The 11,901-nt window shown below is 71.1% G+C and carries 11 protein-coding genes; 5 read left to right on the top strand and 6 right to left on the bottom strand.

The window, feature by feature from the left end; all coding sequences use genetic code 11:
• The first annotated feature begins 142 nt into the window (after positions 1 to 142).
• The 3 genes from ABVB68_RS34710 to ABVB68_RS34700 all read left to right on the top strand — a co-directional run bounded on the left by ABVB68_RS34710 (position 143) and on the right by ABVB68_RS34700 (position 2,369).
• On the top strand, positions 143 to 430 hold the full coding sequence (locus tag ABVB68_RS34710; RefSeq protein WP_353605192.1) for a hypothetical protein: 288 nt from the start codon (positions 143 to 145) through the stop codon (positions 428 to 430).
• Between the two features lie 330 nt (positions 431 to 760).
• Entirely contained in the window at positions 761 to 1,900 is a 1,140-nt protein-coding gene (locus ABVB68_RS34705; RefSeq protein ID WP_353605191.1) for a ferritin-like domain-containing protein, read from the top strand.
• Between the two features lie 88 nt (positions 1,901 to 1,988).
• Positions 1,989 to 2,369 (top strand): VOC family protein, encoded by a 381-nt coding sequence (locus tag ABVB68_RS34700; RefSeq protein WP_353605190.1) that lies wholly within the window; start codon positions 1,989 to 1,991, stop codon positions 2,367 to 2,369.
• Between the two features lie 75 nt (positions 2,370 to 2,444).
• Here ABVB68_RS34700 and ABVB68_RS34695 read toward each other — a convergent pair whose 3' ends face one another.
• Positions 2,445 to 3,641, bottom strand: a complete 1,197-nt coding sequence (locus ABVB68_RS34695; protein ID WP_353605189.1) for an FAD-dependent oxidoreductase — start codon at positions 3,639 to 3,641, stop codon at positions 2,445 to 2,447.
• Between the two features lie 444 nt (positions 3,642 to 4,085).
• Here ABVB68_RS34695 and ABVB68_RS34690 point away from each other — a divergent pair, with 444 nt between their 5' ends.
• Positions 4,086 to 4,595 carry a helix-turn-helix domain-containing protein gene (locus tag ABVB68_RS34690; protein ID WP_353605188.1) on the top strand — a complete coding sequence of 170 codons (510 nt, stop codon included), beginning with the start codon at positions 4,086 to 4,088 and terminating at the stop codon, positions 4,593 to 4,595.
• Between the two features lie 55 nt (positions 4,596 to 4,650).
• On the opposite strand, the gene ABVB68_RS34685 is transcribed toward ABVB68_RS34690, so the two are convergent.
• From ABVB68_RS34685 to ABVB68_RS34670, 4 genes are all read right to left on the bottom strand, one after another.
• Positions 4,651 to 5,370: a tryptophan 2,3-dioxygenase family protein gene (locus tag ABVB68_RS34685; RefSeq protein WP_353605187.1), complete on the bottom strand. Its 720-nt coding sequence runs from the start codon at positions 5,368 to 5,370 to the stop codon at positions 4,651 to 4,653.
• Positions 5,367 to 6,608: a pyridoxal phosphate-dependent aminotransferase gene (locus ABVB68_RS34680; RefSeq protein ID WP_353605186.1), complete on the bottom strand. Its 1,242-nt coding sequence runs from the start codon at positions 6,606 to 6,608 to the stop codon at positions 5,367 to 5,369. Before ABVB68_RS34680 ends, ABVB68_RS34685 begins: the two co-directional genes overlap by 4 nt.
• A 73-nt stretch (positions 6,609 to 6,681) precedes the next feature.
• On the bottom strand, positions 6,682 to 7,440 hold the full coding sequence (locus ABVB68_RS34675) for an SDR family NAD(P)-dependent oxidoreductase (RefSeq protein WP_353605185.1): 759 nt from the start codon (positions 7,438 to 7,440) through the stop codon (positions 6,682 to 6,684).
• Entirely contained in the window at positions 7,437 to 8,222 is a 786-nt protein-coding gene (locus tag ABVB68_RS34670; protein WP_353605184.1) for a thioesterase II family protein, read from the bottom strand. The genes ABVB68_RS34675 and ABVB68_RS34670 overlap by 4 nt, the downstream gene beginning before the upstream one ends.
• Positions 8,223 to 8,430: 208 nt before the next feature.
• Here ABVB68_RS34670 and ABVB68_RS34665 point away from each other — a divergent pair, with 208 nt between their 5' ends.
• A complete protein-coding gene (locus ABVB68_RS34665) occupies positions 8,431 to 9,672 on the top strand; it encodes a cytochrome P450 (RefSeq protein ID WP_353605183.1) in 1,242 nt (413 codons plus the stop codon).
• A gap of 125 nt (positions 9,673 to 9,797) precedes the next feature.
• Here ABVB68_RS34665 and ABVB68_RS34660 read toward each other — a convergent pair whose 3' ends face one another.
• Positions 9,798 to 11,771, bottom strand: coding sequence for an amino acid adenylation domain-containing protein (locus ABVB68_RS34660; RefSeq protein WP_353605182.1), 1,974 nt, complete (start codon positions 11,769 to 11,771; stop codon positions 9,798 to 9,800).
• Positions 11,772 to 11,901: the final 130 nt, after the last annotated feature.

Here is an 11,901-nt window from a genome sequence, read left to right as displayed (position 1 = left end):
ACGCTACGAACGCAAGGCCGAGCACTTCCTGGCCTTCACTGCCATCGCCTGCAGCCTCATCTGCTACCGCAGACTCGCCAAATGAGACGACGTCTAAGCCGGTGGCGGCCGTCTGCGGCGACTCGGGTGAGATCATCCGCCCATGAGCAGCGATCTGGAAGTAAGTGCTCTGGCGATCAATGTCACGATCCCGCAGGCGCTCCGCTGGACGGACACTCGACGTGGTGAGGCATTCATGCTGACCACACTCAACGTCCGGCTCCTCCCGGACGGCCACCTCGCAGTGAAGGCCTACGGCAGACCAGTCGGTGGCGGTCGGGGCGCGTACGTCTCGTTCCCTGTCCCCGATGAACCCGAACTGGCGGCCCTGGTCTCCGACGCTGCCAGCCGTGCCGGGGCGTTGTGGGCCGCCCATCGTGGTCTCGGCTGATCTCGGGGCTCATATCGGACCGTGATCACTGTGCGGGAAGCGCCCTGGCGGCGGGGCCTGGACCGGCAGACCTTGTCACGTGACGCGAGTGCAACTGACGCACAGTGGAGGGGAGTTCATCGAGCCCTACCTGCCGATCGGAGAGTACGGCCCGTACCGGGTGCGCCTGCGGCAGCAGTTCGGGGGCGTGGCCTGGCGGTTCGAGACAGGCAGGCAGACAGAGAGGCCTGACGAGCCGAAGTCTGTCCTGACCGACGGTCACGCGCTCTGCCGCCCGGTCGCAGGTCAGGGGGTGACCACGCGGTGCCTATGTGTGAGAGTCTGCCGTGTATGCCGACCTTCGACGTGTACGCCGACGGCCCGGACGCCTCGCACTGGGAAGTGCCCGCCTCCGGCGCCGCCCGTTTCAGCTGGGAGTACGACGACGGACGCGAACGGCTCCTCGCCCTTTACCAGAAGGGTAAGGACAAGCAGTGGGACGGGGCCAAGCGCATCGACTGGGACCTGGAGGTCGATCCGTACGACGCGCTCGGGACGCCGGACGAGGCCATGTCCGTGTACGGCAGTCGTTACTGGGCGAGGATGTCCGAGCGCGACCGGTCCGAGCTGCGCCGGCACTACGCCTCCTGGCAGTTCAGCCAGTTCCTGCACGGTGAGCAGGGCGCCATGGTCTGCGCGGCGCGGATCGTGGAGTCGGCGCCGGACCTGGACGCGAAGTTCTTCTCCGCCACCCAGACCATGGACGAGGCCCGGCACGCCGAGATCTACGGCCGCTTCCTGCACGAGAAGATCGGGCTGGTCTACCCGGTCGACGACAACTTGCAGGCCCTTCTGGGCGACACGCTGCGCGACAGCCGGTGGGACATGCCGTACCTGGGGATGCAGGTGCTCATCGAAGGGCTCGCGCTGGCCGCCTTCGGTCTGGTCCGGGACACCACGGACAAGCCGCTGCCCCGGCAGATACTCGCGTACGTGATGCAGGACGAGGCGCGGCACGTCGCCTTCGGGCGGATGGCACTGCGCGACTACTACCGGCAGCTCACCGACGCCGAACTGCGCGAGCGTGAGGAGTTCGTCATCGAGGGTTGCCATCTGATGCGCGACCGGCTGCGCGGGACCCAGGTGTTGGAGAACTTCGGCATCCCGAGGGCCGAGACGGAACGGCTCAGTGAGGAGTCCGGGGGTCTGCGACTCTTCCGCAAGCTGCTGTTCAGCCGGATCGTGCCGTGCGTGAAGGACATCGGGCTGTGGGGCAGACGACTGCAGCAAGCCTATGTCGACCTGGGCGTACTGGAGTTGGGGGACTCCAACCTGGACCTGCTGATGAACCAGGACGAGGAGATCGCCGAACGCCTCGACGCCGAGCGGTTCGCGGCGGAGGAGCGGGAACGGATCGCCGAGATACACGCGACCGTGCGGGAGGGAGCAGCCGGAGACCTTCAGGCGGACGGGGAGGACCGGGCGCGGTAGCCGTAGGCGGGCCGGGGCCGCAGGACGTGGCTTGAACTGTTCGCGTCGAATCCGGCGGGTCCCCACAGGGGGCATATAGGGTCAGCGCATGAGTCTGACGCCACGGTTGATCGTCCCGGACCCCGACACCGCCGCGACCTACTACCAGAAGGCCATGGGCGCCAAGGAGGTCTTCCGCGCCGAGGACGACAGCGGCCGCGTGATGGTCGTCGTCCTGCAGATCGGCGGTTCCCCGCTCTCCCTGTCCCCCGCTGTGTCCGAGTGGGGCTGGCTCTCGCCCGACGACGTCGGCGGCTCCCCGGTCCTCCTGGAGGCGGAATTCACGGACCAGGACGCCGTCGCCGAGCGGATGGTGGCCGGCGGTGGCACCGTGGTCGTCCCGGTGGAGAACCGGCCGTACGGCAAGCGGGAGGGACGCCTGCGCGACCCGTTCGGTCACCTGTGGATCGTCACCGGTCCCCTGCGCTGAGACACCGGCCCCCTCCTCGCGGGGTCGATACCCGCGAGGAGGGGGCAGCAGGAGGTCTCGGGATCCGCGGTCGTCTCAGACGACCCGCAAGGGCCACGGCGAAGGCCGGTAGGAATAGGCCTCGGTGCCCTTGCGCACCCCTTGCTTGATGGCCGTCGGCAGCATCAGGTCGCGTATCACGCGGGTGATCCGCCGGTCGGGGGTCATCACCGCCCCCGTCTGCCGGGCCTGCTTCGCCATCGCGGCGACCCGCTCCCTCCGGGACTCCTCGAACGCGGCGAACGCCCGCGGCGCGGACGAATGTTGGTGCAGTGCCAGGGCGAGTTCGTAGGCGTCCTCCAGGCCGAGCGCGGCGCCGGCCCCCAGGTGCGGGGCCACCGCGTGCGCGGCGTCCCCCAGCACCGCGGCGCTCCCCCGGTGCCAGGTGTCCAGAGGCGGCACCTCGTGGACCGGCCACCGGCCGACCGGTCCGGCGGAGGCCTTCAGGACGCGCCGGATCACGGCGGGGTCGGGGCGGTGTCGGTCGGCCAGCCCCGCCACCCACCGCGCGTCGTCGATCTCGGCGAGTGTGGCGAAGGTGCGTTCACGGGTCTCCTTGTGGTTCTCGAACCACCACACGACGCCGGGCGACACCACCTGGTACCCGAAGAATCCGCGCAGACCGAAGACCATGTGGAACCGGCCGTCCACGGGCAGTTCCGCGGCGTCGATCTCGGACCTGCCCCCTGAGCCGACCACCTCGGTATAGGTGGGCCGGGGCGCGTCGGGGAGCAGCAGCCGGCGCGTGGCGGAGTTCACGCCGTCGCAGCCCAGCACGATGTCGGCCTCGGCGTGCGTGCCGTCCTCAAAGCCGATGCGCCAGCGGCCGTCGCCGTTCTCGTCCAGTGCGACGAGGCGCTTGGCGGTATGCAGCTTCACCCCGCTGTCGGTGGCCGCCTCGCGCAGAGCGCCGCTGAGTTCGCCACGCATGATGTTGGTGGTGCGTTCCGGGTTCCGGGCGAGTTCCCGACCTCTGTGGTTGGTGAAGTCGATGGACGTCGCCACGACGCCCTGTTCGAGGATCCGGTCGGCCAGCCCCAGACGCTCCAGTACGGCCCGCCCGTTCGGGGCGAGGTTGAGGAACGAGCCGACGTCCTGCGCCCGGCGCACGTATGCCTCGTACAGGTTCACCTCGAACCCAAGCCTGGCCAGGCACAGAGACAGCAGCGGTCCAGTGATGCCGGCGCCGACGACGGCGACCCGGCGGCTCGGTGTGGTGTTCTCGTTCGTCATCGTGTGCTCCTGATCGTGACCGTGGTCAGTGGCCGGGGCGGCCGCTTGCACTCCGGCATGCCTTGCCGATCACCGGGTGGCCCCACGCGAACGTGTCGCGGTTCTTTCGGCGTCCCCGCCGCGTTCGTCGCGGTGGAGCGCGCGCCACGCTCCGAGCCGGAATCCAGTCCCCGCCGGGGCGGAATCCACCCGGCATCGGCCTGGAATCGAGACGCGGCAGGATCGGACACACGGGGGCCGGTGACGAAGTCACGCGGGAGTCCGGCGTCGAAGCCAGCCAGCAGAACCTCACGCAAGCGTCCAAGAGTCCTCCTGGACCGGTTCCGGGAGCACCGTCGGCAGTCCTTCCGGCGGCGGTGCCGCAGGAACGCGCGCATGCCCCGACGACGCCGCCGGACCTCGGTCACGAGTTGTCACTCGTCACGGGAGAACGGGGGCAGGACCATGGCCACGCTCACGCACAAGAAGGAAGTCAGGTTCCTCCGCTGGCCGGTGCAGAGCCACGAACGCGACCAGTTGCGCGAGGCGGGACTGCCATGCCTGCTGGTCCTGGAGGGTCAGACGGCGCCGCCGAGCGACATTTCCCCCATCGAGGACTGGGTGCGCCCGCCGGTGGACCGGCTCGACCTGGCGGCTCGCGTCCACACGCTTCAGCGGCGCACCGGAACCGACTTCGTACCCGCGCTGGATCCCACCGGGATTCTCTATTACGGCGGTCAGTCGGTGCCGATGTCCGAGGCGCAGAGCGAGATGATGCGGTGCTTCCTGTCCGACTTCGGCCATCTCGTCCGCCGGGACACGCTGAAGGAGGCCCTGGGCGGGATCAGGAACGAGACGGTCACCAGCAACGCGGTGGACCTGCACATCATGCGGCTGCGTCAGCGGCTGGACGGCGTACGGCTGAGTCTGCGCACCGTGTGGGGGCGGGGTTACATCCTCGAGACCGCCACCTGATCCGGCCGGGCCCCGGAACGTGCGCCTGCACGTTCCGGGGCGCTGCTCGGCGCGGTCAGCCCGCCTGAGGGCGCCAGCGCTCGTGCACTTTGCCGCGCAGTTCGTGGAGTTCGGTGAACGGCATCGTAGCGCGGCCCATGAGGTGCGCGGCCCCTGAGGTGCCGGCGGTGCCGGGCTGTTCCCCGAGCATCTTCATGACCAGGCCCACATGTCCGATCTTCCACTGGAAGAAGCCGTTGCCGACCCTGAGCATCGCCTCGACGACCCGGTGGAACGAGCCCGCCTCGACCCCCGCGGTGACGATCTCCTCCAGGTCGGCGCCGATCCGCTCCAGCCCGGAGCGGAAGGCGAGGAACAGGGAACCGGAGCGGCTGGCGCTGCCGAGAACCCTCTCCAGTTGGTGGGACTGGCTGGACTGGGCGCCGCTGGCCCTGCCGAGGTACTTCCGGAACTGGGCGAAGTCCTCCGCCGGCAGTCGTTCGAGCGCCATGAGCTGCTCGTGCAGCAGGCGCAGCAGCTCGCTGGACCGGTAGAGCAGGTCGACGGACCGCTCCAGGTCCACGGTGGTCATCGTCAGGAAGTGGCCCTCTACGGCGGCGAGGTCGCCCAGGATCTGCTTCAGCCACAGCTCGCAGGTCTGGTGGCTGACGATGAAGAACTGTTCGGAGAGCAGCGTGGCGAGGTCCGCCTCGTCCTCCGGGGTGCGGGGTTGCTGGAGCGTCAGCAGCTCGTCGAGCTTCAGGTAGGAGGCGTAGGTCATCTCGGTGAGCGTCACCGCTGCCTCTTCTCACGGACGAGGGCGACCAGGCGTTCCACTCCGGTGATGAGCTGTTCCCGCTCGACGCAGAACGCGATCCGGACCAGGCCGGACGCGACACCGCCGGGCTTCAGCGGTCGCATCGTGCCGTCCGCGGCGAATTCGGGCCGTGCGGAGAACCCGCTGCCGGGGACCACCACGACGTCGTGGCGGAGCATGAGTTCGGCGCTGAACTCCTCGCCGGTCAGACCGGTGCAGGAGATGTCGGCCATGGCGTACCAGCCGCCGCCGGGCAGTGCGGGCAGCAGTCCTTCCTCGACCAGCGGGGCGAGCGCGGCGTCCCGGTTCCCTCGGACGAAGTCGTGGTTGTGGGCGAGGGCTCCCGAGGCGTCCAGAGCGGCCAGTCCGGCGTACTGGACTGGCGCGTTGGGGGCGATGATGCAGGATTCCTGGACGCTGCGCATGGCGGCGGCCGTCTCCGGTCGCGACACCGCGACGTAGCCGAGCCGGTAGCCGGTCATCGCCGGCCCCTTGGAGAAGGTGAAGACGCTGTTGACGATGCGCTGCATCGCGGGACGGTCGCGCTCCAGGGCGGCGATAGACAGGTGGGGGCCGGAGAACGCGAAGTCCTCGTAGGCCTCGTCGCTGATGATCTGCCAGCCCCGCTCGTCGGCGATCTCGTACAGGGTCTGTTGCAGCGGGAGGTCGGCGACCGCACCGGTGGGATTGGCGGGGGTGTTGAGCAGCAGCGCCCGGGTCGCGGAAGTGGCCGCCTGCCGGATCGACTCGGGGTCGGGCGCGAAGTGCTCGTCGAGCTTGTAGAACACCGGACGGAATCCGGCGAAGAGGGCCTGTTGCAGGTGTACGGGCCAGTGGATCTCCGGCATCAGGATCTCCGCGCCCGAGTCGGCGAGGCTGCGCATCAGGGCGCTGAGCCCCTGACACGACCCGGGGGTGACGAAGAGCCGGGCGGGTTCGGTGTCGACGCGGTTGACGGTGTCGAGCTTGTCCGCGAGACGCTCACGGAGTTCCGGGAGCCCCTGTACGTCTATGTAGCGGGCCCGGCCCTCCTGGACGGCGGCGGCGAACTCCTTGGCAACGGAGTCCGGCGGGCCGAAAGCCGGCTCGCCCACGTGCAGCTTGATCTGGCCCGGGTGCTCCCGCTCGCGCTCGTTGGCGATCCGGAAGGACTCGTACAGCCAGGAGGAGGGGATCGCCGAGGCCGGGGCGAAATACGGTGAAGCGGTCTGCGTCATCTGAATCTTGCCTTTCCGCTGAGTGCAGGGCCGGCCGGATCAGGCAGGCCGGGTGGTACTGCTGAGCCGTGGCTCAGGCCGTGCGCCCGCCGTCCACGGATACCAGGGAACCGGTGACCCAGGACGAGGTCTCGGGGTCGACGAGGTGGCACACCCAAGCCGCCACCTCCGGCGCCAGGCCGAAGCGCCTCAAGGGGGTGCCGGCCACGATGCTTTCGCGCAGGGTGTCCGCGCCCTCGCCCGCCGCCAGGTCCCACAGACCCGTGTCGACCGGGCCGGGCAGCACGGCGTTCACCCGGACCTCGGGCGCCAGCTCCACGGCGAGCGACCTGGTCAGGGAGTTCAGGGCGGCCTTGCTGGCCCCGTAGAACGACCGGTTCGGCATCGCGAGAACGCCGCCGACGGAGGACACGTTGACCACACAGCCCTGACTGGCGCGCAGCAGGGGCAGCAGCGCCCGGATCAGCAGGGCGGGAGCCACCAGGTTGGTGTCGATCATCTCCCGCAGGTCCGCCTCGGCGGCGTCCTCCAGGCGGTCGAAGACCGCGTGCCCGGCGTTGTTGACCAAGGCGTCGACGCCACCGAGCACCTCCACGGCGCGTTCCGCGATCCGCGCGGCGGCGTCGGGGGCGGTGATGTCCACGGCGCACGGCACCGCTGTGCCCGCGCCTTCGGCCCGTGCCTTCGCCGTCACCTCCGCGAGCCGGTCGGCCCGTCGTCCGACCGCCAGGACGTCGGCACCCAGCCCGGCCGCGCGCGTGACCACGGCGGCGCCGATGCCCGAACCGCCGCCGGTGACGACCAGCCGAAGGCCTGCCCAGGGACTACTCATGTGCCGAACCGCCTCCTTTTCGTGTGGACGGGAATCCGCCGCGCCAGGTCCTCCAGCAGCAGCGCGGGATCGTCGAAGACGTGGAAGTGGCCTCCGTGTCCGATGGCGAGGCTCGTGTTCCCGGTGGTGAGCCGGCCCCAGTGGCGGCCGGCCAGGACCGGTACGAGAGGGTCTCCCCGGGCGATGCAGACGTGCACGTCGCAGTGGAGCCGCACCGGGTCCTGGCAGGAGAGGTAGCGCTCGTGCGTGGCGATGTCCGCCCGCATCGCGGGGAGCAGCAGGTCGCGCAGCTCGGTCTGCGACGCGATGTCGGGGTCGATGCCCCCGAGGGCGACGAGGCGCTCCCACAACTCCTCGTCAGGCAGCAGGTGCTCGTCGCGGGGGGGCCGGGCCGGGTCCCCGGGGGCCCAGGCGCCGGACGCGACGAGAAGGGCTATGTCGAGGCCCGCCCCGGGGCACCTGCGGGCCACCTCGCAGGCGACGGCCGAGCCGAAGCTATGGCCGAAGAGCAGCAGGTCCGCCGGTGGAAGCCGGGTCAGGTCGGTGACGATCTCCTCGGCGATCGCGCCGACATCCTCCGCCGGCGGCTCCGCCAGCCGGTCGCCGTGCCCGGGGTACTGCGCGGCGCACAGCTCGACGGTACCGGGGAACGCGGCGGGGAGCGCGGCTCGCCAGCCGGCGAAGTTCTCCGCGCGGCCGCCGGAGTGCGGCAGCCCGAGCAGCCGGAGCCTGGGGCGTTCCGTGTGCGCCACCGTGCGCACGGATCCGCGGTGCACGCCCATGGCCGATTCCCCCTTCGCCGTCTCGAAAGTGAGAGTCGCACGCACGCTCGGGACCGCCGCGGAAACCTTCATCATTCATTCAGCGCCGCCTGGGGCGCGGGCGCGAAGGGTGAGGATCGAGACCGGAAACAAGCACCCCCGTAGTGGCCCGGTGTCCACGCCGAGCCCTTCGCGAAGGCCCCGTGTCCGGGCCGAAAGGAGTCTCCTGGTGGTCTCCTCCCCCAGCGGCGCCGTGTGCGACGGCCCGGACGACGACACCTCCGGGGCGGTTCTCGACCTCACCGACCCGACGGCGTTCGTCGAGCACGACCCGTACGCGTACTGGGACCGGATGCGGCGCAGTGATCCGGTGCGCTGGCATCCCCCCGCGGACGGCCGCCCCGGGTTCTGGGCGGTGGCCCGGCACCGTGACGTCCAGACCTGTTACAAGGACGCGGCCCGGCTGAGCTCGGCCCGGGGAACGGTGCTGGACGTCCTGCTGAGCGGCGGCGACTCGGCCGGTGGGCGGATGCTGGCGGTGATGGACCAGCCCCGCCACCGCAAGCTGCGCCAGGCGATGCTGCGTGCCTTCTCGCCACGGGTGCTGGGGCACGTCGAGCAGGCGGTGCGGCAGCGGGCCGACGCCCTGGTGGCCGCCGTGGTCGGTACGGGCGAGGCCGACGCCGCTCGGGACATCGCAGAGCATCTGCCGCTCAACACCGTGTGCGACCTGCTGGAGCTGCCCGCCGCCGACCGGCCCTCGCTCCTGGGCTGGAACAAGCGCGCGCTGTCGTCGGAGAGCGCCGAGGACGACCCCTTCGACGCGCTGGAGGCCCGCAACGAGATCCTGTCGTACTTCGTGGACGTGGTCCGCGAGCGTCGACGCCGCCCCGGCGAGGACGTGATCAGCATGCTCGCCGGCGCCCAGGTGGAGGGCGAGCCGATGACGGAGGACGATCTCGCCCTCAACTGCTACAGCCTCATCCTGGGCGGCGACGAGTCCACGCGGGTGACCACGATCGGGGCCCTGCACGCGCTGGGCGCCCACGAGGAGCAGTGGCACCGGCTGCGCACCGGTGAGGTGGCGGTGCGGTCGGCGGTGGAGGAGGTACTGCGCTGGGTGACCCCGGCCATGCATTTCGCCCGTACGGCCACCGTCGACCTGCGGATCGGGGATGCCGAGGTGTCGGCCGGCGACATCGTCACTCTGTGGAACACCTCGGCCAACAACGATCCCGAGGTCTTCGCTCGGCCCCGCACCTTCGACGTCGGCAGGGCGCACAACCCGCACCTCGCCCTCGGGCACGGCCCTCACTTCTGCCTGGGCGCCTTCCTCGGCCGACTGGAGCTGTCCGCCGTACTGGACTCACTGGTGCGCCGGGTGAACCGGATCGAGATCCTGGCGGAACCGCCGCGCGTCTACTCCACGTTCCTGTTCGGCCACAGCGCCCTGCGTCTGCGGCTCGACTGAGCCGCGTCCGCCTTCCGTTCAGACGTCCCCGCCGGGCCGGCGTGGGCCACGCGGGCCCGTGGCCCGTGGGCCCGTCCCGGCCTGGTCCGCGGCCCGCGCCGTTTGCCACCCGTGCTCCGTCGGGTTCAGTCCGCCGTCAGCAGGGCGGCCAGCTCCACCATGGTGGACCGCTCGAAGACGGCCCGCACCGGCAGGGTCATCCCCCATTCGTCCCGCACGGCCTTGGCGAGCCGCACCGCCAGCACCGAATGTCCGCCCCGGTCGAAGAAGTTGTCATCCGGCTCGACCACGGACACCCCGAGTACCCGGGAGGTCAGCGCACACAGCGCGGCCACCCGGTCGGAGGGGGCGACGGTGGCGGCCGGCCCACCGGGCGGCGTGGCGGCACTCACGGCCGCCCGTCGCTCCAGGTCGCGCCGGTCGATCTTGCCGTTGCTGGTCATCGGCAGGGACCCCGTCACCTCGACGCGAGAGGGCACCATGTGCGCGGGCAACCGCGCCGCGAGCCGCCCGCGCAGGTCCTCCGCGAGGTCGTCGGCCGGGTCCGCGCCGGGCACCACGAAGGCGACGAGGCGCGCCGAGTCCACCTCGCCGGCCACGACCACCGCGGCGAGCCGGACTCCCTCGCAGGCTTCCAACGCCGCCTCGACCTCGCCCAGTTCGACCCGGAAGCCGCGCAGCTTGACCTGCCGGTCGGCGCGGCCCGTGAAGTAGAGCCTGCCGTCCTTGTCCCAGTGGCCGAGGTCGCCGGAGCGGTACATCCGGCTCCCGGGGCGGCCGTACGGGTCCGCGACGAAGCGCTCCGCGGTCAGGGCGGGCCGGTTGAGGTAGCCGAGGGCCTCACCCTCGCCCACCAGGTAGAGCTCGCCGTCCTCGCCGGGCTGGCAGGGCTCGAGGTCGACGTCGAGCACCCGAACCTCGTTGCCCGGCCACGGTTCGCCGATGCTGACCGGCTCGCCCGGCCGCACCGGGCCCGCCATGGTCACTCCGACGGTCATCTCGGTGGGCCCGTACCCGTTGAACATGCGCCTGCCGGGCGCCCACCTGGCCACCAGCGCCTGAGTGCAGGAGTCGCCGGTGGAGAGCACCACCCCGCCGGGCAGGACACCGTCCGGGTCAGTGGCGGTCAGCGCGACCGGAGGCAGCACCGCGTGGCTGATCCGCCGGCCGATCAGGGTGCGGCGCAGCTCCTCTCCGGGCAGCACCGCGCGGTCGTCGGTGAGCACCAGGGTCGCCCCCGACAGCAGGGCCAGCGTCAGGTCCCAGAAGCCGGCGTCAAAGTTGAACGAGGCCCACTGGAGCACCCGGTCTCCGGGTCCGGGGCCGATCCAGCGCCGCTGCGTCTCGGCGAGCGCCGCCATGCCCGCGTGGGGGATCACTACGCCCTTGGGCGTCCCGGTGGAGCCGGAGGTGTAGATGACATACGCGGTGTCCTCGGCGTGCAGCGGCCGCCGCCGCTCGTCGTCGGTGACCGGCCGGTCCGGACGGGGAGCAGGGTCGGGGGCGGCCAAGTCGAGGGTTTCCAGTCCGGTGACGCGTACCGGCGGGTGGCCGGTGTGCAGCAGAGTCCGCAGCCCCGAGTCGGCAAACATGTGGTGCAGTAGCGCGGCGGGATAACCGGGGTCCAGGGGGACGTAGCCCGCCCCGGCGGTCGTCACGGCGAGTGCCGCCACCACCTGGTCGGTTCCGCGCGGGACGCAGATCCCGACGAGGTCGCCGGGGCCGAGACCGGCCGCGATCAGCCGCCGGGCCAACTGGTTCACCCGGTTCGCCAGTTCACCGTACGTCATCGTGGTGCTCTCGCTCTCGACCGCGGGCAGTTGCCGGTGCTCGGCCACCACCCGTTCGAAGAGCACGGGAAGGGTTTCGGCGGTGGACGTGGCGGAAGCGGTGGAGCCGACCGCCGCGGACGGGCAGGGGCGCACGTCCGGCCAGACGTGTTCGACGTGGGCGCGGGCGCGGCCCAGGGAGGTCGCGGGCAGTTCCACCCGCCATCCGGCGGGGGCCGGCAGCCGGGCGGGCCACAGCGACCGCTGGCCGCGCTGATTGCACAGGACCAGGTAGCTCTCGTCTGGGTCTTCGAAAGGGTTGGCTGGCATCGAGCGACCTCCTGTGTGACGGTGCCGCCGGATGGGTCCGGCGCCCCGCCAGGGCGCCGCGCGCGACACAGGTACCCCCACCCTGACCCGGACGAGGGGCGGGGCCCGCGTGGCCGGAAAGGAAGGTGAA

The sequence above is a fragment of the Streptomyces sp. NPDC096012 genome, assembly GCF_040426375.1.
Taxonomy (GTDB): domain Bacteria; phylum Actinomycetota; class Actinomycetes; order Streptomycetales; family Streptomycetaceae; genus Streptomyces.
The sequence above is the reverse complement of the archived record's forward strand: the minus strand, read 5'-3'. Positions and strand labels throughout refer to the sequence as shown.

What these genes read in the sequence shown, in the direction of transcription:
- ABVB68_RS34660 (WP_353605182.1), bottom strand. Translation starts at nt 11,771, where the DNA reads ATGCCAGCCAACCCTTTCGAAGACCCAGACGAGAGCTACCTGGTCCTG.
- ABVB68_RS34705 (WP_353605191.1), top strand. Translation starts at nt 761, where the DNA reads ATGCCGACCTTCGACGTGTACGCCGACGGCCCGGACGCCTCGCACTGG.
- ABVB68_RS34670 (WP_353605184.1), bottom strand. Translation starts at nt 8,222, where the DNA reads ATGGGCGTGCACCGCGGATCCGTGCGCACGGTGGCGCACACGGAACGC.
- ABVB68_RS34675 (WP_353605185.1), bottom strand. Translation starts at nt 7,440, where the DNA reads ATGAGTAGTCCCTGGGCAGGCCTTCGGCTGGTCGTCACCGGCGGCGGT.
- ABVB68_RS34710 (WP_353605192.1), top strand. Translation starts at nt 143, where the DNA reads ATGAGCAGCGATCTGGAAGTAAGTGCTCTGGCGATCAATGTCACGATC.
- ABVB68_RS34680 (WP_353605186.1), bottom strand. Translation starts at nt 6,608, where the DNA reads ATGACGCAGACCGCTTCACCGTATTTCGCCCCGGCCTCGGCGATCCCC.
- ABVB68_RS34700 (WP_353605190.1), top strand. Translation starts at nt 1,989, where the DNA reads ATGAGTCTGACGCCACGGTTGATCGTCCCGGACCCCGACACCGCCGCG.
- ABVB68_RS34690 (WP_353605188.1), top strand. Translation starts at nt 4,086, where the DNA reads ATGGCCACGCTCACGCACAAGAAGGAAGTCAGGTTCCTCCGCTGGCCG.
- ABVB68_RS34695 (WP_353605189.1), bottom strand. Translation starts at nt 3,641, where the DNA reads ATGACGAACGAGAACACCACACCGAGCCGCCGGGTCGCCGTCGTCGGC.